Annotated in this window: 15 protein-coding genes; 10 read left to right on the forward strand and 5 right to left on the reverse strand. The window is 65.1% G+C overall.

Going from position 1 to position 20,047, the window contains the following annotated elements; translation table 11 throughout:
* Positions 1-38 precede the first annotated feature (38 nt).
* The gene (locus tag K359_RS57645; protein WP_051346645.1) at positions 39-635 is read right to left on the reverse strand and encodes a helix-turn-helix domain-containing protein; all 597 of its coding nucleotides are present in this window, start codon (positions 633-635) and stop codon (positions 39-41) included.
* A gap of 247 nt (positions 636-882) precedes the next feature.
* Between K359_RS57645 and K359_RS0138455 the strand changes: the two genes are divergently transcribed.
* Positions 883-2,667: an acyl-CoA dehydrogenase family protein gene (locus tag K359_RS0138455; RefSeq protein WP_156928891.1), complete on the forward strand. Its 1,785-nt coding sequence runs from the start codon at positions 883-885 to the stop codon at positions 2,665-2,667.
* A gap of 45 nt (positions 2,668-2,712) precedes the next feature.
* On the opposite strand, the gene K359_RS0138460 is transcribed toward K359_RS0138455, so the two are convergent.
* A complete protein-coding gene (locus tag K359_RS0138460; RefSeq protein WP_029083991.1) occupies positions 2,713-4,386 on the reverse strand; it encodes a bifunctional protein-serine/threonine kinase/phosphatase in 1,674 nt (557 codons plus the stop codon).
* A 63-nt stretch (positions 4,387-4,449) separates the two neighbouring features.
* Positions 4,450-5,709, reverse strand: a complete 1,260-nt coding sequence (locus tag K359_RS0138465; protein WP_029083992.1) for an MFS transporter — start codon at positions 5,707-5,709, stop codon at positions 4,450-4,452.
* A gap of 638 nt (positions 5,710-6,347) precedes the next feature.
* Here K359_RS0138465 and nirB point away from each other — a divergent pair.
* From nirB to K359_RS59490, 5 genes are all read left to right on the forward strand, one after another.
* Positions 6,348-8,807 carry a nitrite reductase large subunit NirB gene (gene nirB / locus K359_RS0138475; RefSeq protein WP_029083994.1) on the forward strand — a complete coding sequence of 820 codons (2,460 nt, stop codon included), beginning with the start codon at positions 6,348-6,350 and terminating at the stop codon, positions 8,805-8,807.
* Entirely contained in the window at positions 8,804-9,133 is a 330-nt protein-coding gene (gene nirD / locus K359_RS0138480; protein ID WP_029083995.1) for a nitrite reductase small subunit NirD, read from the forward strand. The genes nirB and nirD overlap by 4 nt, the downstream gene beginning before the upstream one ends.
* A 10-nt stretch (positions 9,134-9,143) precedes the next feature.
* On the forward strand, positions 9,144-11,807 hold the full coding sequence (locus K359_RS0138485) for a nitrate reductase (RefSeq protein ID WP_029083996.1): 2,664 nt from the start codon (positions 9,144-9,146) through the stop codon (positions 11,805-11,807).
* 298 nt (positions 11,808-12,105) lie between these two features.
* Positions 12,106-13,059 carry an amidohydrolase gene (locus K359_RS0138490; RefSeq protein ID WP_029083997.1) on the forward strand — a complete coding sequence of 318 codons (954 nt, stop codon included), beginning with the start codon at positions 12,106-12,108 and terminating at the stop codon, positions 13,057-13,059.
* A gap of 38 nt (positions 13,060-13,097) precedes the next feature.
* Entirely contained in the window at positions 13,098-13,295 is a 198-nt protein-coding gene (locus K359_RS59490) for a bacterioferritin-associated ferredoxin (RefSeq protein ID WP_084518656.1), read from the forward strand.
* Positions 13,296-14,210: 915 nt separating this feature from the next.
* On the opposite strand, the gene K359_RS0138505 is transcribed toward K359_RS59490, so the two are convergent.
* Entirely contained in the window at positions 14,211-14,453 is a 243-nt protein-coding gene (locus K359_RS0138505) for a hypothetical protein (RefSeq protein ID WP_029084000.1), read from the reverse strand.
* Between the two features lie 276 nt (positions 14,454-14,729).
* Between K359_RS0138505 and K359_RS0138510 the strand changes: the two genes are divergently transcribed.
* Together K359_RS0138510 and K359_RS0138515 are read left to right on the forward strand one after the other, a co-directional pair.
* Positions 14,730-15,956, forward strand: coding sequence for a CaiB/BaiF CoA-transferase family protein (locus tag K359_RS0138510; RefSeq protein ID WP_029084001.1), 1,227 nt, complete (start codon positions 14,730-14,732; stop codon positions 15,954-15,956).
* A 246-nt stretch (positions 15,957-16,202) separates the two neighbouring features.
* Positions 16,203-16,598: a RidA family protein gene (locus tag K359_RS0138515; RefSeq protein ID WP_029084002.1), complete on the forward strand. Its 396-nt coding sequence runs from the start codon at positions 16,203-16,205 to the stop codon at positions 16,596-16,598.
* Positions 16,599-16,610: 12 nt separating this feature from the next.
* Here K359_RS0138515 and K359_RS0138520 read toward each other — a convergent pair whose 3' ends face one another.
* Positions 16,611-17,300, reverse strand: a complete 690-nt coding sequence (locus tag K359_RS0138520; RefSeq protein ID WP_029084003.1) for a TetR/AcrR family transcriptional regulator — start codon at positions 17,298-17,300, stop codon at positions 16,611-16,613.
* 235 nt (positions 17,301-17,535) lie between these two features.
* Between K359_RS0138520 and K359_RS0138525 the strand changes: the two genes are divergently transcribed.
* Positions 17,536-18,768 carry an acyl-CoA dehydrogenase family protein gene (locus K359_RS0138525; protein ID WP_029084004.1) on the forward strand — a complete coding sequence of 411 codons (1,233 nt, stop codon included), beginning with the start codon at positions 17,536-17,538 and terminating at the stop codon, positions 18,766-18,768.
* Positions 18,769-18,899: 131 nt separating this feature from the next.
* Positions 18,900-19,958 (forward strand): phosphotransferase family protein, encoded by a 1,059-nt coding sequence (locus K359_RS0138530; RefSeq protein WP_029084005.1) that lies wholly within the window; start codon positions 18,900-18,902, stop codon positions 19,956-19,958.
* Positions 19,959-20,047: the final 89 nt, after the last annotated feature.

Consider the following 20,047-nt stretch of genomic DNA (forward strand, 5'->3'; position numbering starts at 1 on the left):
CCCGCGAAATCGTCATAGCGCTTCTCCTAGGATTACCCCTAGGACCTGCAGCGCTCGCGTCCGTCAAACAAGGCGGCCCTCAATGGAGGGATACTGTAGAGCTGGTTGCGCGCCACGACGAACGTCGTCAGCCGTGTCGCCTCGTGCAGCTCGCGCGTGATGGCATCGAGCGTTGCGCCCGGCAGCCGCTCGCTCGTGAGCCAGCCGCCGAGCAGAGCGATGCGGACCGTCGGCCGGTAGGTGCGCGCCTGCCGGTCATGCTCGAGATAGCCGAGCTCGACCAGGCTCTTCAGCAGCGCCGACGTGCTCGACGGCGGGTAGTTCAGCCGCCGCGCGATCTCGGTCATCGCCGCCGGCCGCTCGATCTCGGCAAAATATTCGAAGATGCGGAGCACGCGGTGCGCCGACTTGACGACGGACGGATCCGCGCTGCCGTCGGCGGCGCGAAATAACTCGTCATGCCGGTTGGCCTCGATCACCGTCGCCGCGGGATCGTCGAGTTGCGCGCGCACCCGCTCGGCGACGATGCGCCTGCGGCCGCGCCGCGACGGGGACTGGCTGTCGGAGCGCGCTCCCTTCATCTGCTGCCGCTCATGTCCTTGCGCGCGCAGCGCCAACCGGGTGCGCTGCAACATTCGTGGTGTCGCCTTCTACTGTCGAATGTGCAGCGAAACCGGCGGAGGTCAATAGTGCGCGGTGCAGCATCGACCGCATGCGCGCCGCGCGCGGACGGCATTTCTTCCACGTATCTGAAATTATTCTCGCATGGGGGTCCGGAGGTGGACATCGCAACCACGGTTCTCGATGTTGCAGACAGACGGGGATGACATCCCGCACACCGGCAAGGCTGGTGCGACGCCATCCCGAACAAGGAGAGCCCCGATGCAGATGAGCGCGCTCGATCTTCGTAGCCCCGACGCTGCCGCCAATCCGGCCGATCCGGCCCGTCACATCTCGCATGATTGCGCAGGCCTCAATTTCTACGATCTCGACCGTGGCCTGCGCGGCCTGCTCAACCTCTATCTGTCGCGCGAGGATCGCGAGAAACTGGAGCCGCATTTCCACCGCCTTGGCGAGCTGGCGGGAGGCAGGCTCGACCAGCTGGCGCGGATCGCCGACAAGCACGGCCCGGTGCTCAATCCGCGGGACGCTTACGGCCGCGACGAGGACTGGATCGACTATCACCCCACGTATCGCGAGATGGAGGCGATCGCCTTCGCCGATTTCCAGTTTCACGCCATGAGCCATCGCGCCGGCGTGCTCGGCATGGACCGGCCGCTGCCGGCCGTGGCCAAGTACGTGTTTCAGTATCTGTTCGTGCAATCCGAGTTCGGGCTGATGTGCCCGATCAGCGTCACCGACACCTCGACACATCTGATCCGCAAATTCGGCTCCGACGAACTCAAGGCCTATCTGCTGCCAAAGATGCTGTCCGACGACATGGCGACCTTGTGGAAGGGCACGCAGTTCATGACCGAGCGCGCCGGCGGCTCCGATGTCGGTGCGGTCGAGACCGTCGCGCGCCGCGACGGCGAGGTCTGGCGCCTGACCGGCGACAAATGGTTCTGCTCCCACGCCGATGCCGACGTCGCGCTGATGCTGGCGCGGCCGGAAGGCGCGCCAGGTGGCACCAGGGGCCTGGCGCTGTTCGCGCTGCCGCGCCGCCTGAAGGACGGCAGGCGCAACAGCTACCGGATCGTCCGCCTCAAGGACAAGCTCGGCACCAAATCGATGGCGTCAGGCGAGATCCGTCTCGACAATGCGGTGGCCTATCTGGTCGGTGATCCCGAGCAGGGCCTCAAGCAGATGATGGAGCAGGTCAACCTCTCGCGCCTGTCGCACGGCGTGCGCGCCGCGGCCATGATGCGGCGTTGCCTCAACGAGGCCAAAGTCAGCGCCTCCTCGCGGGTGGCGTTCGGCCAGCGCGTGATCGATTTTCCGCTGCTGCGCCGGCAGCTGATGAAGTTGATCGTGCCGACCGAGGAGGCGCTGTCGATGATGCTGGTGGCCGCGCGCGCGATGGACGAAGCCAATGCCGGTTCGGCGCAGGCGAGGGACCTGCTGCGCATCCTGACGCCGCTCTTGAAGTACCGCGCCTGCCGCGACAACATTCCGGTCGCCACCGGTGCGATGGAGGTGCGCGGCGGCAACGGCTACATCGAGGAGTGGGTGCAGCCGCGGCTGGTGCGCGACGCCCACGTCGGCGTGCTCTGGGAAGGCACCAGCAACATCAACGCGCTCGACATCATCACGCGCGCCGTCGGCAAGAGCGGCGCGCAGCGGGCGCTGGCCGTGGCCCTGCATGCGCGGCTTGACGAGGCGAAGGCCTTGCCGGAGCCGTTTCGTAACCGCCTCCGCACAGCGCTCGACCGCGCGATCGGCTTTGCCGAGCAGGTGGCGGCCGATCGCGCGGCGGAACATGCGGCGCGGCTTGCGGCCAGTGCGCTCTACCATGCGGCGTCGGCGATCGTTCTGGCCTGGGAAGGCTGCCAGGCGGAGGTCGATGCACGACGGCTGTTGCTGTCGCGGTTCGTGCTGGAGCATCGCCTGACCGCGAAGGACCCGCTGGCGCCGGCCGACGATGCGTGGGAACGCGACGCCATCGCACTGGTGCTCGGCGACGACGCCGTTCCGCTTGCGCGGGCGGCAGCGTTGCTGGTTGCCTGATCGCGACACAAGCCGGGTCTTGGTGCGGATGCTCAGCCTGCCGGATTAGTGCCGCGCCAGTAGCACCACGACGATCACGGCCAGGATGGCGCACAGCACTTTCCAGAACGTCACGGGATCGCGGTCGTGCAGCGATTTCCGGGTCGTGACGGCGGGGCCGGCCCAGGTCGCGCCGTTCTCCAGCTCGTGCGCGAACTCGATGGCGTCGCCGAAGCGCTGCGCGGGCTCGACGCTGAGCGCCTTGCCGATCACCGCATCGAGCCAGGCCGGCAAATCGGGGCGGTAGCGCGACAGGGGCGCCGGCTTGCCGAAGCGCGGGCGCGAGAACGGCTCGATCTCGCCGAACGGATAATTCGCGGTGAACATCCGGTAGACGGTGACGCCGAGCGCGAACAGGTCGGACGCCTCATCGCCCGCCTTGCCGCCGAACAGCTCAGGCGCCATGTAGCTCGCGGTGCCCGGAATGTCCTCGGCCGGAAAATCCTCCAGCAGCGGCACGCGCGAGACCCCGAGATCGACCAGCCGCAAGCCGCCGTCCTTCAGCAGGATCACATTGTCGGGCTTGATGTCGCGATGGATGATGCCGGCGCGATGCAGCGCCGTCACCGCGCGCACCAGCTTGGTGGCAATCCCGATCCCTTCGGTCAGCGACAGCCGCGGCGCGCGATTGAGCCGCTGCTCCAGCGTCTCGCCGTCATAGAGCGGCATCGCCGAATAAAGCCTGGTCCGCCGTTCCGCCGGCACCTCGATGATCTCGCCGATCCACAGGCTGCGTACCCGCGCGGCGACCCATGCCTCGCGGACGAAGGCGAGACGATAGGAGCCCTCGCTGGCGACCCGCGGATGCGGGAATTTCAGCACGACCTCGCGGCCGGCGCGCTTGTCGACCGCCTTGAACAGGCGGCTGTAGCGTCCGTCGGACAGCACGTCGCCGAGCGCGAAATCGTCGACGATGTCGCCGCTTTCCGGCAGATCGCCGATCGGCAGCGTTGCGATCGAGTGGGTGAGCTCGTCACGATCCGCCGGCGGCAGGTCGACGACGTCGAGCACCAGCGCGGTGGTGTTGTCGCTGCTGCCGGCCGCGAGTGCGGCCTCGACGATGCTCTTGGCCGACTCCTCCGGCGGCGTGCGCTCCTCGAGCAAATGCAGCAGGCGGGAATCGCCGAGCGCGCCGTGCACCCCGTCGCTGCAGATCAGAAGGCGGTCATGTTGCCGCAGCCCGACCGAGGTGTAGTCGAAGCGGGCGAACTCCTCGAACCCGATGGCGCGGTTGAGCAGGTGCGCGAGATCGCCGCGGCCGGCGATATGATCTTGCGTCAGCCGTTCCAGGCGTCCATCGCTCAGGCGATAGACGCGGGTGTCGCCGATATGGATCACATGGCACTGCCGCCGCGACAGGATGACGGAGGAAAACGCGCACGCCATGCCGCTGCGTGCGGCATCGACGCGCCCCTGACCATAGATCCAGCTGTTGGTGGCTTCGAGCGCCCGCGCGGCGCGGCGGCGGACGCCGAGCGTCTCGGGCAGGCAATAATAGGCGTCGATGAAGCTGCGGACGGCAACCTCCGCGGCCTCGCGTCCGCCCTTGTGGCCACCGACGCCGTCGGCGACCGCCGCGACGACGTCGCGGTGCAGCGTGCCCGGCGTGCCGAAGCACGCCGCGACATAGTCCTCATTGGCGGCGCGCTTGCCGGTCTCGCTGGCGAAGCCGAGCCGCACTCCCAATTCCCGTTGCGAGCCGTTCGCCACGTCGGTGCCCCGTCGTCTCGCGGGGGCGGGCGGTCAGACGCGCGCTCCCGACGCCGCGCCCCAGGTGGTGCGCCAGCGGACCTTGACCATGGCAAGTCCGATGAAGCCAAGCAACGCCAGCACGCCGAAGAACAGGAAGCCCGCGCCGAAGCCGCCGGTCATGCCCTTGGCGGTGCCGAGCGTTTGCGCCAGGAAGAAGCCGCCGACGCCGCCGGCGCAGCCGACGAGCCCGGTCATCAGGCCGATCTCGTGCCGGAAGCGCAGCGGGATCAACTGGAACACCGCACCGTTGCCCATGCCGAGCGCCAGCACGCCGATCGAGAACAGCAGCACCGAGGTCCAGGCGATGCGCGGCAGCTCGGTCAGCGACCAGCCGGCCTGCGTTGGCGCGGTCGGCCCCTCCGGCATGAACGCGATCACGAGATAGGCCGCGACCACGACCCCAAACAGGATCGACAGCGAGCGGATGCCGCCGATGCGGTCGGCGATCATGCCGCCGACCGGACGGAAGCCGGAGCCGAACGCGACGATCAGCGCCACCAGCATGCCGGCGGCAACGCCCGAGACATGATATTGCACGGTGAAATACAGCGGCAACGCGTTGGCGAGGCCGACGAAGCCGCCGAAGGTGATGAAGTAGAAGAACATGAACCAGCGGCTGTCGGAATCCTTCAGCAGCGCGCCATAGGCCTTCAGCGAGATCGGCTTGCGCTCACCCGGCGCGTCCTTCGCCGCCACGATGTAATAGGCCAGCACCATCAGCATCGGAAGCAACAGGCAGCCGAACACGGCCTGCCAGCCCCAATGCTCTGCGATCGTGGGCGCGAGCAGGGTGTCGAGCACGACGCCCATATTGCCGGCGCCGGCGATCCCCATCACGACGCCCTGATATTGCGGCGGATACCAGCGGCTCGCCTGCGGCAGCGCCACGGCGAACGAGGCGCCGCCGACGCCGAGCGCCAGGCCGAACAGCTCGATCGCGGACTTGCTGTTCAGTCCGAACTGCCAGACCGACACGGTCGCGGCGATCACGACGAGCTGGGCAATGATGCCGGTGCGCTTGGCGCCGATGACGTCGGCGAGAATGCCCATCGGCACGCGCAACAATGCTCCGGCGAGCACGGGAATGGCGACCAGGGTGAACTTCTCGTTCACCGCCAGATTCATGTCGCGCGCGATGTAGACGATCAGCGGGCCGAGCGCGACCCACGCCATGAAACTGATGTCGAAGTACAGGAATGCAGCGAGCAGCGTCGGCCAGTGACCTGCCTTCTTGAATTCAGCGAACTTCATTGGCAACGACCTCGCAATGATGCGGCCGGAGCAGCCGCATTCTCGCGGTCAGTTCCGGCGCAAACAGTCATGATGTGAATGAAAAGGCGAGCGCACTCGTCGTTGAGACGCGCCTGGTTGACGAATGTTCAGCAATTACCGTGCCATCGAATCGCATGCGGACGCTTCGTCAGCGATCGCAAGGCGTTGCCGCTGTGTCGGCGAACGCGTGTGAAGGCTCAGCGTGCTGCCGCTGGCGGCAGATGCCGCCGCGCAAACGCGCAGGCTGGTGCTTTTTTGAGCGGCGCGCGTACTCACTTGCAAGGGCGCATCGATGCCGCGCGCATGATAACGCGCGGTGCGCGTGATGCTGTGCTGCACAAGAGATCATCGGCGTGGCTAAAAATGTGGCCGGAAAATCCACCCCAGGCGCTGGCTGGTGATTCGGGGGTGGTCTGGAAGGCTTTGATTTTGCTTCAAAATTCCCCGGCGGGAAGTTGGCACGCGTCTTGAATATCAGTCGGTAACGGAACATCGGTCGTCATCGAAGACGGTCTGCGCCCGCGGCTGGGCTTCCTACAACTCCAAACCTTTATCGGTGTCCATCAACGACGCACGCCGCGTCGCTGAGCAGCATCGTCGGAATTGAAAGGCAGACCATGCTCGACAAAGTGACAAAGCAAAAGCTCGTGGTGATCGGCAACGGCATGGCCGGCATCCGCACGGTGGAGGCGCTGCTCGAACGCGCGCCCGATCTCTACGACATCACCGTGTTCGGCTCCGAGCCCTACGGCAATTACAACCGCATCCTGCTCTCGCCGGTGCTCGCCGGCGAGAAGACCGTCGACGACATCATGCTCAACACCGTCGATTGGTACGAGGACAACAACATCACGCTGCGCAAGGGCGAGACGGTCACCATGATCGACCGCCGCACCTGTGAGGTCGTCACCGAGGCCGGCGCGCGCGTTCCTTACGACCGTCTGCTGATCGCGACCGGATCGAATCCGATCATGTTGCCGCTGCCCGGCAAGGAGCTGCCCGGCGTGATCGGCTTCCGCGACATCTACGACGTCGATCGCATGATCAAGGCCTCGACCGACTATCGCAACGCGGTCGTGATCGGCGGCGGCCTGTTGGGCCTCGAAGCCGCCAACGGGCTGATGAAGCGCGGCATGAACGTCACGGTCGTGCATCTGCTCGACACGCTGATGGAGCGCCAGCTCGATCCGGTGGCCGGCGGTCTGTTGCGCAAGTCGCTGGAAGAGCGCGGCATGGTGTTCAAGATGCCGGCGCAGACCCAGGCGATCCTGGGCGAGGACCGCGTCACCGGCGTGCGCTTCGGCGACGGCACCGAGCTGCCGGCCGATCTGGTCGTGATGGCGGTCGGCATCCGTCCAAACTTCGAGCTGGCGAAGAAGGCCGGGCTCTATTGCGAACGCGGCATCGTGGTCTCCGACACCATGCAGACCTATGACGGCCGCATCTACGCGGTCGGCGAATGCGTGCAGCACCGCCGCCAGACCTATGGCCTGGTCGCGCCGCTGTTCGACCAGGCCAAGGTCTGCGCCAACCACCTCGCGATGAAGGGCTTTGCCACCTATGACGGCTCGGTCACCTCGACCAAGCTGAAGGTCACCGGCATCGACCTGTTCTCCGCCGGCGACTTCGCGCCGGGCCCGGACAAGGAGGAGATCGTGCTGCAGGACGCCAATCGCGGCGTCTACAAGCGCATCATCCTGAAGGACAAGAAGATCGTCGGCGCCGTGCTCTATGGCGACACCATCGACGGGCCCTGGTACTTCCAGCATCTGCGCGACGGCACCGACGTCTCGCATATGCGCGAGCGCCTGGTGTTCGGCGCCGCCAATCTCGGCGATGGCGGCGTCAACGGCCAGAGCTCGGTCGCCGCGATGAGCGACGAGACCAAGATCTGCGGCTGCAATGGCGTCTGCAAGGGCGCGATCGTCAAGGCGATCAGCGAGAAGAAGCTGTTCACGCTCGACGACGTCCGCGCCCATACCAAGGCGTCGTCGTCCTGCGGCTCCTGCACCGGTCTGGTCGAGCAGGTGCTCGCCTTCACGCTTGGCGGCGACTATTCGGCGGCGCCGAAGGTCAAGCCGCTGTGCAAATGCACCGATCACAGCCATGACGACGTTCGCCGCGTCATCGTCGAGCAGCAGCTCAAGACGATTCCGGCCGTCATGCGCTTCATGGAGTGGAAGACGCAGAATGGCTGCCATTCCTGCCGCCCGGCGCTGAACTATTATCTGCTCGCGACCTGGCCCGGCGAATATCGCGACGACCAGCAGTCGCGCTTCATCAACGAGCGCGTCCACGCCAACATCCAGAAGGACGGCACCTATTCGGTGGTGCCGCGGATGTGGGGCGGCGTCACCACGCCGAGCGAGTTGCGCGCCATCGCCGACGTCGCCGAGAAGTTCAACATCCCGACGGTGAAGGTCACCGGCGGCCAGCGCATCGACCTGCTCGGCGTCAAGAAGGAAGACCTCCCGGCGGTGTGGGCCGATCTGAACGACGCCGGCATGGTGTCGGGCCACGCCTACGCCAAGGGGTTGCGCACGGTGAAGACCTGCGTCGGCTCGGAATGGTGCCGCTTCGGCACCCAGGATTCCACCGGTCTCGGCGTCAAGCTCGAGAAGTTCATGTGGGGCTCCTGGACGCCGGCCAAGGTCAAGCTCGGCGTTTCCGGCTGCCCGCGTAATTGCGCGGAGGCGACCTGCAAGGACGTCGGCGTGGTCTGCGTCGATTCCGGCTACGAGATCCATTTCGCCGGCGCCGCGGGACTGCACATCAAGGGCACCGAGTTCCTGACCAAGGTCGAGACCGAGGATGAGGCGCTCGAGGTGATCGTGGCGCTGACCCAGCTCTATCGCGAGGAGGGCTGGTATCTCGAGCGCATGTACAAATGGTGCGACCGCGTCAGTCTCGAGCAGATCAGGAAGCGGGTGGTCGACGACGTCACCAACCGCAAGGCGCTGTTTGCCCGCTTTGCCTATTCGCAGCAGTTCTCGCAGAGCGATCCTTGGGCGGAGCGCGCCAGCCAGGGCGTCGACCGCAACGAGTTCGCCCCGATTGCCGAATTGGAGCTCGCATGACCAGCTGGATTGAAATCGGCGCGCTTACCGACATTCCGCGTCTCGGTTCGCGGGTGGTCCGCACGCCCCATGGCAACATCGCGGTGTTCCGCACCGAGAGCGACGAGGTGTTCGCGCTCGACGACCGCTGCCCGCACAAGGGCGGGCCGCTGTCGCAGGGCATCGTGCACAACAAGCGCGTGACCTGTCCGCTGCATAACTTCGTCATCGAGTTGGCGAGCGGGCAGGCGGTCGCGCCCGACGAGGGTTGCACGCATACACATCCGGCCAAGGTCGAGAACGGCGTTGTCTGGCTGTCGGTGCGGCAGGCGGCGGCGGTGGGCTGAGGGGCCAGGCATGCCCGTCAAGACCACGTGTCCCTATTGCGGTGTCGGCTGTGGTGTCGTCGCGTCCAAGGACGCGGCGGGCACCATCCAGGTCGAAGGCGACAAGCAGCATCCGGCCAATTTCGGCCGGCTCTGCAGCAAGGGTTCGGCGCTCGCCGAGACCATCGATCTCGACGGGCGTCTGCTCGCGCCTGTCGTCGACGGCACGCCCGTTGCGTGGGACGACGCGCTTGATCGCGTCGCCGATGGCTTTGGCCGGATCATCAGGGAGTACGGGCCCGACGCGGTGGCGTTCTACGTCTCCGGCCAGCTCCTGACCGAGGACTATTACGTCGTCAACAAGCTCGCCAAGGGCTTTGTCGGCACCGCCAATATCGACACCAATTCGCGGCTGTGCATGGCCTCCAGCGTGGCCGGGCACAAGCGCGCCTTCGGCAGCGACACCGTGCCGGGCTGCTACGAGGATCTCGAGCAGGCGGATCTGTTGGTGCTGGTCGGCTCCAACGCCGCCTGGTGCCATCCGATCCTGCACCAGCGCATGCTGGCGGCGAAGGAGAAGAACCCGGCCTGCAAGATCGTCGTGATCGATCCGCGCCGCACCGCGACCTGCGAGGGCGCCGATCTGCACCTGCCGCTGCGCTCGGGCAGCGATTCCGTGCTGTTCAACGGGCTGTTTGCGTTCCTCGCCGGCAGCAATGCGGTCGATCGCAGCTTTGTTGGCAGTTCGACCACGGGCGTGGTCGACGCCCTCAAGCAGGTCGCCGGCCAGACCGTGGCGCAGACCGCGGCAACCTGCGGGCTGAGCGAAGGCGCGGTCGGGCTGTTCTTCGACTGGTTCACGAAGACCGAGCGTGTCGTCACGCTCTATTCGCAAGGCGTCAACCAGTCGTCGACCGGCGTCGACAAGGTCAATGCCATCATCAATTGCCATCTCCTGACCGGCCGGATCGGCCGTCCCGGCATGGGGCCGTTCTCGCTCACCGGTCAGCCCAACGCGATGGGCGGTCGCGAAGTCGGCGGGCTCGCCAACCAGCTCGCCGCGCATATGGAGCTCGAGAACCCGGCGCATCGAGATCTTGTGCAGCGGTTCTGGCGCGCGCCTGTGATGGCGGAGAAGGGCGGGCTGAAGGCGGTCGACATGTTTGACGCCATCGCCGACGGCCGCATCAAGGCGGTGTGGATCATGTCGACCAATCCGGTGGTGAGCCTGCCGGACGCCGACCGCGCGCGCGCTGCGCTCGATGCCTGCGAGCTCGTCGTGGTCACGGACTGCATGCGCGATACCGACACCACGCGCCATGCCGACGTGCTGCTGCCGGCGCTGGCGTGGGGCGAGAAGGACGGCACCGTCACCAATTCCGAGCGCCGGATTTCACGGCAACGGACGTTCTTGCCCGCGCCGGGGGAAGCGCGTGCGGACTGGCGCATCATCTGCGACGTTGCGCAACGCATGGGATATTCCGGCTTCGATTATCCTGACGTTGCCGCCGTGTTCCGCGAGCATGCCGAACTGTCCGGTTATGAGAACGACGGCCGGCGTGATTTCGACATCTCGGCGCTGTCGACGCTCGATGACCACGCCTATGAGGCGCTGGCGCCGGTGCAATGGCCGGTGACATCAGATCGTCCAGACGGCACGGCGCGGATGTTCGAGACGCCGAATTTCTTCACAGCCGACCGCAAGGCGCGCTTCATTCCGATTGCGCCCCGCGCAGCGCGCCATGCGACCAGCCGCGACTATCCGCTGGTGCTCAACACCGGTCGTATCAGAGACCAGTGGCACACCATGACCCGGACCGGGAAAACCGGGCGGCTGCTATCGCATATCTTCGAGCCCTATGCCGAATTCCATCCCGAGGATGCGCGGCTGGCCGGCTTGGAAAACGAAGGGCTGACGCGGCTGACCAGCAGCTGGGGCGAGATGATCGCGCGCGTCGTGGTCAGCGCCGACCAGCGCCGCGGCTGCGTGTTCGTGCCGATGCACTGGAATGAGGAATTTGCCGGCGAGGGCCGCGTCAACGCGCTGGTCAGTCCGGCCGTCGATCCGCTGTCCGGTCAGCCGGAATCCAAGCATACGCCGGTGAAGGCCGATCCCTACGCACCGAAATGGCACGCCTTCATCCTGAGCCGCAATCCGATCAAGCGTCCGCAAGCCGGCTACTGGGTTCACGGCAAGGCGGGCGACTGCTGGCGGTTGGAACTCGCGCTCGACGCCCGCCCGGAGAGCTGGCGCGACTGGGCGCGCGTGCAACTTGGCCTCGACGGCGTCGAGATCGAATGGGTCGCCTATCGCGATCCTGCCGTGGGACGGTTCCGCTACGCGGCGGTGCGCGACGGCCGGCTCGATGGCTGCGTGTTCATCGCGCCCGACCACACGCTGCCGTCGCGGGCGTGGCTGACCGGGTTGTTTGCGGAACAGCAGCTCTCGGCGAACGCGCGGATGGCGCTGCTCGCAGGACGGCCGTTCGGCGCGGGCGAAGATGTCGGTCCGATCGTCTGCTCCTGCTTCAGCGTCGGTCGGCACCAGATCACCGCCGAGATCAAGAAGGGCGCCAACAGCGTCGAGGCGATCGGCCGCTGCCTGAAGGCCGGCACCAATTGCGGCGGCTGCAAGCCAGAAATCGGCAAGCTGATCGGCGCAACCGCGCAGCCGCGGCAGGCGATCGCGTCGTAAGTTTCCGCGCGTCGCAGCCGCGCCAGGGCGAAACGCAAACACTGAAATTGGGGCGCTATCCGTCCAGAAGCGGACTCGTCATGCTCACCTTGAGTGCTTCGGGTCTTGACCCAACTGAGAGATGGCGCGGCTCAAGATTGTTGCGGCGCAAATTGACCATTGAACCCTATTTCTATGGTCGCAATTTCCTGATGTGATCTTCAGTATTGCAGGCCAATTTGCTGTCTTCTCGCTCAGATGGCGCGGTGTCGATCAGCATCATGTCGTGACAACAATAATAAGACAGGAAGGACATCACATGCCTTCACGCCGTGGTTTTCTGACCGGCACCGTCGCGACCGGTGTCGCGCTGTCAATGCAGCACGCCGCGGCAACAGTCGCGCAGCAAAAGCGAGTGATCGTCGATTCGCAGGTTCACCTGTGGCCGGCGAGCACCCCGGAAAGACCCTGGCTCCCCGGTGCCAAACCGCAGCTTCCGGAGCCCTTCACCATCGAGCGAATAATTCCACTGATGGACGAGGCTGGCGTCGATCGCGTCGTCATCGTTCCGCCGGTGTCGCTCGAAGGCGAGCGCATCGACTATGCCCAAGAGGCGGTCAAACGGTACCCGAGCCGCTTCGCCATCATGGCGCGTGTAGCCCTCGACAAGCCCGACCGCGCGGCACGGCTTGCGACTTGGCGCGACCAGCCCGGCGTGCTGGACGTGAGGTTGAACTTCGGCCCCGGCGAAGCGGCGTGGCTGACGGACGGAACCGCGGATTGGTTCTGGCCGGCGGCGGAGAAGGCCGGCCTGCCTGTGATGTTTCTCACGTCGGGCCAGACATCGCTGTTCGCCCGCATCGCTGAGCGACACCCCCAACTTACACTCATCATCGACCACATGGGGGTCGGCGCGGGCCTGCGCCCTCGTCCTGATTCATTGGCATCCGTGGGAAACAACACGGTCCCTGAAGCCATTGCACAGTCGGTGGCGCTCGCAAGATATGCGAATGTGTCGGTGAAGTTGTCGTCGGTACCGCTGATTTCGACTGAGCCTTATCCATTCCGTGACGTGACCCCGCATATCCACCGCCTATTCGACGCCTACGGCCCGGAGCGCTGCCACTGGGGAACCGATGTAACCAATTCATTCGCCCGGGCCACCTACCGGCAGCGCGTGACGGAATTCACAGAGGAGCTTCCGTTCCTCACCGAAAGCGACAAGGACTGGATCATGGGCCGCGCGATCCTGGCGCGGCTTCGCTGGACGTGAACCAAGCTTGCTGCGATGCATGAGTCCGCGTCTGGCCAATTTCGGCCTTATGCGATGTCCGCTCCAGCTTCAGCGTCGGTCGGCACCAGATCACCGCCGAGATCAAGGAGGGCGCCAACAGCGTCGAGGCAATCGGTCGCAGCCTGAAGGCCGGCACCAATTGCGGCGGCTGCAAGCCCGAGATCGGCAAGCTGATCGCCGCAACCGCGCAGCCGCGGCAGGCGATCGCGTCCTGAGTTTCCGCGCCTCGCAGCCGCGCCAAGGCGAAACGCAAACACTGAAATTGGGGCGCTATCCCCCAGAAGCGGGCTCGTCATGCTCACCTTGAGTGCTTCCGGTCTTGACCCGGCACGGACATTGGGCACCGTGGTTTTGCTTTCCCAAGCCGTTCATCAGTATTAAGTTTCACGGAAACCGTTCCGCCAACGGCGGTCGGAGGAAACTATCGCTGGATTGTCGGTTGAGGTTCCGGGAACAACGGAGGCTTCGGAAATGAACAAAGCAGCATTGGCGTTAGTGACCGCTGCCACCATCGGTGTCTCTGTCTTGGTGGCCCCATCACCAGCCCAAGCGTGGCGTGGTGGTGGCTGGGGTGCTGGACTCGCGGCCGGACTAATCGGAGCGGCGGTGGTTGGCGGCATAGCCTCCAGCGCCTACGCCTATGGCCCAGGTTACGGCTACTACGGCGGACCGGGTTATGGCTATTACGGGGGTTACGCCCCCGCGTATTACGGCGGCTATGCCCCGGCATACTACAACTACGGCTACGCCCCCGCATACTACGGCGGATACAGCTCTTACTATGCTCGTCCCGCGTACCGGCGCGTTATTCGCCCCGCATACGCCTACGGCCCTGGGTACTATCGCGGGTATGGCTATCGCGGGTATGGCTATCGCTGGTGATCGCCAGCGGCGCCGCCGAAGTCTGGGCAACGAACGGTCGCGGGACGGCCGCGGCCTGTTTCGTGCCCGCGGGTGCTTGAGTGTTCATAGCGAGCGGCGAGACGACCGTGAGCATTGACGTCGGCGGCAGACAAAGACCGATGGCCAGCGTGTCTCCTGTTGGCCCATTTCGGCCTTATGCGATGTCCGCTCCTGCGCCGCTGCCGGGGGGGGGGGAAGCGGACATCGCGAATTTGTCACTGCTCGCTCTAGCAGCCGTGGCAGATGCTCTTCAGCTTGCTGTTGAGCAGGCGGTCCTCCTCGTCGGAGGCCGCCTTGGTGTAGGGGTCGTTGCCACGGCGCTTGTCCTCGGCAAATCCGCCGCCGCGATTTGCGCCGCCGGTATGTATGCTGTGCAAGCCGCCGCCATGGCCGTGGCCGCCGCGCGCATCCGCCGGCGGAATTGCGATCGCAAGCAGGGTGAGCAGCGCGGCCGTCGTGATCGTCCGCATGGTGTCCTCCTCGTCGCGGCAAAATACCGCTGGCGCTGCGGCAAATCGGTGTCGGCCGTTTTCACAATTTCGCGTGGCGGCAATCGGGGCAGGGGCCGGCCGGTTCCGGCCGAATACCGCCAGTGAGCCGCACATAGGCCGCGGGCGGATGGCTTCATGCCGACAATGCAGTGCTCGCCGCACCAAAATGGTGTATCCGCAAGCCTTGGCATGCCCAGGACATGATCCGGCGGCGCCAGATAATCAAGATTTTGCAAGATATCGGAGGAATGCTTCATGTCGGCTTTGCCACTCTCGGGCATCAAGATTCTCGATTTGACGCGGGTGCTCGCGGGCCCGCTGTCGGCCCAGATGCTGGCGGATCTCGGCGCCGAAGTGATCAAGATCGAGCGGCCCGGCGGCGGCGACGACGCCCGCGCCTTTGGCCCGCCCTATCTCGCCGATCCCGAAGGCAAGCAGAACAACAACAACTCGTTCTACCTCTGCGCCAACCGCAACAAGAAGTCGGTCACGGTCAACATCGCCAAGCCTGAAGGCCAGGCGATCATCCGCGAGCTCGCCAAAACGGCCGACGTGATGATGGAGAACTACAAGGTCGGCGATCTCAAGCGCTACGGCCTCGACTACGAGACCATCAAGCAGCTCAACCCCGGCATCATCTATTGCTCGGTCACCGGCTTCGGCCAGACCGGACCTTACGCGCCGCGCGCCGGCTATGACGCGATCCTGCAGGCGATGGGCGGGCTGATGAGCGTCACCGGCCATATCGACGGCGAGCCCGGCGAGGGCCCGATGAAGGTCGGCCCCTCGATCGTCGACTACATGACCGGCATGAATACCTCGATCGGGATTCTCTCGGCGCTCTACCATCGCGACGCCAACAACGGCGAAGGGCAGCACATCGACGTTTGCCTGTTCGACACCGTGATCGCATCGCTGTCGCACTGGCTGCAGATCTACCTCGTCAACGGCAAGATGCCGCCGCGCCGCGGCACCTGGGGCAATGGCGGCATGCCGGCCGGCGTGTTCCGCTGCACCGACGGCGAATTGATGCTGGTGGTCGGCAATGACGGCCAGTTCCAGCGCACCTGCGCCGTGCTCGGCGAGCCCGAGCTCGCCAACGACAAGCGCTTCGTCAAGAACAACGACCGCGTCGTGCACGGCAAGGAGATCATGGCGATCTTCGCCGGCCTGTTCTTGCGCAAGCCGGTCGCGTACTGGCTCGAAAAGCTTGAGGAGGCCGGTGTGCCGTCGGGCCCGATCAACGATTTCGAGCAGGTGTTCAGCGATCCGCACGTGCAATCGCGCGGCATGCGGGTCAACGTCGACCATCCCTACGAGCCGAACCTGTCGCTGATCCGCAATGCGCTGACCTTCTCGGGCACGCCGATCACCGAATACCGCGCCCCGCCGCTGTTAGGGGCCGACACCAAGGACGTGCTGGCGACCATCGGCTATGACGACGCCAGGGTCGAAGGCCTGAAGGCACAGGGGATATTGTAGGCGCAAGTATTGAAGGCAAGCGCGGCCGCTTTTCCGTCATCCTGAGGAGCGGCCCCTTGGCCGCGTCTCGAAGGATGAACGGCCCGGCTGGTGGCCGTCGACCCTTCGAGACGGCCGCTGCGCGGCCTCCTCAGGATGACGGTCGGAGAGGGAGTCGGCTCCTAGTACACTTCGATATGTATCGAAGCATCATTGACACGAGCCTGCTAGTCTGGCGCCATCGATCCTCCGTCGAAGGCATCAAACATGAAACGGGAAGTCGTTCGCGTCGAACCGATCTCGAGCTGGCTCGAGCGCTGGAAGGCGCCGGCCTCGCCGGTCACCCGGGCCGGCAACATGATCTTCGTGTCCGGCCTGCCGCCGTTCGATCCCGCAACCGGCGAGTTCGCCGCCGGCGCCTCGATCGAGCGGCAGAGCGAGCTGGTCATGGCACAGCTCAAGCAGTGCCTCGAGGCTGCCGGCGCCACGCTCGACAATGTGATGAAGTGCAACGTGTTCTGCACGTCGGCCAAGCACTTCACCACGTTCAACGCGGTCTACGCAAAGTATTTCCCGCACGAACCGCCGGCGCGGATCTTCGTCTGCATCCCGGAATGGACCGGGCCGTTCGACGTCGAGGTCGACTGCATCGCGATGCTGTGAGGGCGCCGCGGTTCACAGATCCTGCCGCGTCAGCCGGCCGTGCACCACGACCGGCCGCGCCGCCGGCTTTGCCGGCATGTCGCCCATTGTCAGTGCCATCACCGAGACCGTGACGACGCGATCGATGATGGCGCGGACGTCGTCGAGGTCGCATTTGCCTTCCGACAGCCGCAGCAGGCGTTCCTTCTCGCGGATGGTGTGATGTGCCATCGCGAGCGCGAAGTGCAGGCCCCAATAGAGCTCGGTGTCGTCGCGACCGGGCATCGCGCGGCGCATCGCGGCGGCGAACTTGCGCAAATGATCGACCTCGCGATTCTTGATGCGGCGGATCGGCGGCACGGATTCGATCGAGGCGCGGATCATGAAGCGCGCCGCGGTCGAGCCTTCGCGATCCGGTCCGAGACAGCCGCGCAGGGGCGGGCCGACCAGGGCGCGCATGATGTCCTCGATCGAGGCGCGGCCGCCGCCTTTTTCCTCCGCGGCCTTCAATTCATTGAGGCGTTCGCGGTTGGTCTGGATGCTGCGGGTGACGAACAGCTCCGCGATCAACTCGTCCTTGGAACCGAAATGATAGTTCACCGCCGCGAGGTTGACGTTCGCCTCCGCGACGATGTCGCGCAGCGTGACGTCGCCGAAGCCGCGGTCGGCATAGAGCCGCTCGGCGGCGGCGAGAATGGCGGATCGGGTCTGATCGCTGGCCATGGCCTTGAGCCTTTCCGTTATTCCGCGGTGCGCCGGGGAATGACGAAGACGACAGGGAGTTGCATTTCAAACATTTGTATGAAACTATCGTTTGAACGGCCGGAAATGTCAATCCGCAACAATGTGGGCGGCATTCTGGCACACCACCACCGCCGTATCAGCGAATGCCCTTGCGGCCAGCGGATGCCGGGTGGACAGTGCGGCCCAAAGTCTAGGAAAAAACGAGGAGCGTCCCATGGATTTCACGATGTCGGCCAGGCAGAAGGAATGGCTCGAGCGCGTTCAGGCTTTCATGAAGGCGCATGTCCGGCCCGCGGTGCCGATCTATGACAAGCAGGACGCCGAAGGCCCGCGCTGGAAGGTGATCCCGATCCTCGAGGATCTGAAGAAGAAGGCGAAGGCCGAAGGCCTCTGGAACATGTTCATGCCGCCATCCTCGCACGAGGACGACGAATTCCACGGCGCGGGATTGAGCAACCTCGAATACGCGCTGCTGTCGGAAGAGATGGGCCGCATTTCCTGGGCGTCGGAAGTGTTCAACTGCTCCGCCCCCGATACCGGTAACATGGAAGTGTTCATCCGCTACGGCACCAAGGAGCAGAAGCGCAAATGGCTGCGCCCGCTGATGGACGGCGAGATCCGCTCCGCCTTCCTGATGACCGAGCCCGCGGTTGCCTCGTCTGACGCTACCAACATCGAGACCCGGATCGAGAAGGACGGCGATCACTACGTCATCAACGGCCGCAAATGGTGGTCGTCGGGCGTCGGCGATCCCCGCTGCAAGGTCGCGATCCTGATGGGCAAGACCGACTTCAACGCCGCCAAGCATCAGCAGCAGTCGCAGATCCTGGTGCCGCTCGACACCCCCGGCATCAAGGTCGAGAAGATGCTGCCGGTGTTCGGCTTCGACGATGCACCGCACGGCCACGCCCAGGTGCTGCTCGAGAACGTCCGCGTGCCGAAGGAAAACATCCTGCTCGGCGAGGGCCGCGGCTTCGAGATCGCGCAGGGCCGTCTCGGCCCCGGCCGCATCCATCACTGCATGCGCACCATCGGCAAGGCCGAGGAGGCGCTGGAGAAGATGGTGAAGCGGCTCGCCTCGCGCACCGCGTTCGGCAAGAAGATCATCGAGCATTCGGTCTGGGAGCAGCGCATCGGCGAGGCCCGCGCCGACATCGAGATGAATCGCCTGCTGTGCCTCAAGGCCGCCGACATGATGGACAAGGTCGGCAACAAGACCGCGCAGGCCGAGATCGCGATGATCAAGGTCACCGCACCGAACATGGCACTGAGGATCATCGACAACGCGATCCAGGCCTATGGCGGCGGCGGCGTCTCCGACGAAGCCGGGCTCGCCAAGGACTATGCCCATATCCGTACGCTGCGGCTGGCCGACGGTCCGGACGAGGTGCACAATCGCGCCATTGCCAGACTTGAACTTCGGAAGTATGCAAACACGTCGCACTGAGCATGATGCGGAACGCACGGCGTTCGCGCGGACATCGTGCTCAGAATGAAAAAAGCGATCAGGCTGGCGTACAGCCTGATCGAGGGAGCGCCCGACGGCGCTCCCGACAACGAAGTTGAGGGAGCGTCATCGTGGCGGACGGCGTCAGGAAAGACGAAGAATTTTCCGGCACAAGGGAAGTCGAGGAACGCCATCGCATCAACGAGGCGAACCTCGCGGCCTGGATGCAGGAGCACGTCGAGGGCTTTCAAGGACCTTTGACAGTCCTGCAGTTCAAGGGTGGCCAGTCCAACCCGACCTACAAGCTGGAGACCCCCGGCCGCAATTACGTGATGCGTCGCCGTCCGTTCGGTAAATTGTTGCCGTCGGCGCATGCGGTGGATCGCGAGTTCCGCGTCATCGCCGCACTCGGCAAGCAGAATTTCCCGGTCGCGAAAGCCTACGCGCTGTGCGCCGACGATGCGGTGATCGGCTCGGCCTTCTACATCATGTCGATGGAGGAGGGGCGGGTGTTCTGGGATCCGACGCTGCCGAGCCAGGAGCCTGATGCGCGCCGCAAGATCTTCGCCAGCAAGATCGAGACGCTGGCGAAGCTGCACATGCTCGATCCCGAAAAGATCGGCCTCGGCGATTTCGGCAAGCCCGGCAATTATTTTGCGCGCCAGGTCGACCGCTGGACCAAGCAGTATCGCGCCTCCGAGACGCAGCACATTCCCGAATTCGAGAAGCTCGCGGAGTGGCTGCCGAAGACGGTGCCGGAGCAGAAGCGCGTCTCGGTCGTGCATGGCGACTATCGCCTCGACAACATGATCTTCCACGCCACCGAGCCGCGGGTGCAGGCGGTGCTCGACTGGGAATTGTCGACGCTCGGCGATCCCATGGCCGACTTCACCTATCTGTTGATGCAGTGGACCATGCCGGGCCTCGCCAATGCCGACCTCAAGGCGTTGAACATTCCAAGCCAGGATGAGGCCGCCAAGATCTACTGCGACGTCACCGGCATGGCTGTGCCGGATCTGAACTGGTACTTCTCCTACAACCTGTTCCGCCTCGCCGGCATCACGCAGGGTATCGCGGGGCGAGTCCGCGACGGCACCGCTGCGAATGCCAAGGCCCTCGAGTCGGCCAAGCGCACCGTGCCGCTGTCGCAGGCGTCATGGGAATACGCGCAGAAGGCCGGCGCAACCTGATACGAAAGCGGCGCGATCCTTAAAGGCTCGCGTCGCTTCTGCGAACTGCGGCATGTTTCCGCATTGTAGCCATCTGTGACTTGAGTTCA

The organism is Bradyrhizobium sp. th-b2, assembly GCF_000426785.1.
Classification (GTDB): domain Bacteria; phylum Pseudomonadota; class Alphaproteobacteria; order Rhizobiales; family Xanthobacteraceae; genus Bradyrhizobium; species Bradyrhizobium septentrionale.

Bases quoted from the DNA above. Each gene is read 5' to 3' on its own strand.
- K359_RS0138505 (WP_029084000.1), bottom strand. From the start codon at position 14,453: ATGCGGACGATCACGACGGCCGCGCTGCTCACCCTGCTTGCGATCGCA.
- K359_RS0138490 (WP_029083997.1), top strand. From the start codon at position 12,106: ATGCCTTCACGCCGTGGTTTTCTGACCGGCACCGTCGCGACCGGTGTC.
- K359_RS0138515 (WP_029084002.1), top strand. From the start codon at position 16,203: ATGAAACGGGAAGTCGTTCGCGTCGAACCGATCTCGAGCTGGCTCGAG.
- K359_RS0138510 (WP_029084001.1), top strand. From the start codon at position 14,730: ATGTCGGCTTTGCCACTCTCGGGCATCAAGATTCTCGATTTGACGCGG.
- nirD (WP_029083995.1), top strand. From the start codon at position 8,804: ATGACCAGCTGGATTGAAATCGGCGCGCTTACCGACATTCCGCGTCTC.
- nirB (WP_029083994.1), top strand. From the start codon at position 6,348: ATGCTCGACAAAGTGACAAAGCAAAAGCTCGTGGTGATCGGCAACGGC.
- K359_RS0138520 (WP_029084003.1), bottom strand. From the start codon at position 17,300: ATGGCCAGCGATCAGACCCGATCCGCCATTCTCGCCGCCGCCGAGCGG.
- K359_RS0138465 (WP_029083992.1), bottom strand. From the start codon at position 5,709: ATGAAGTTCGCTGAATTCAAGAAGGCAGGTCACTGGCCGACGCTGCTC.
- K359_RS0138455 (WP_156928891.1), top strand. From the start codon at position 883: ATGCAGATGAGCGCGCTCGATCTTCGTAGCCCCGACGCTGCCGCCAAT.
- K359_RS0138525 (WP_029084004.1), top strand. From the start codon at position 17,536: ATGGATTTCACGATGTCGGCCAGGCAGAAGGAATGGCTCGAGCGCGTT.
- K359_RS0138485 (WP_029083996.1), top strand. From the start codon at position 9,144: ATGCCCGTCAAGACCACGTGTCCCTATTGCGGTGTCGGCTGTGGTGTC.
- K359_RS57645 (WP_051346645.1), bottom strand. From the start codon at position 635: ATGTTGCAGCGCACCCGGTTGGCGCTGCGCGCGCAAGGACATGAGCGG.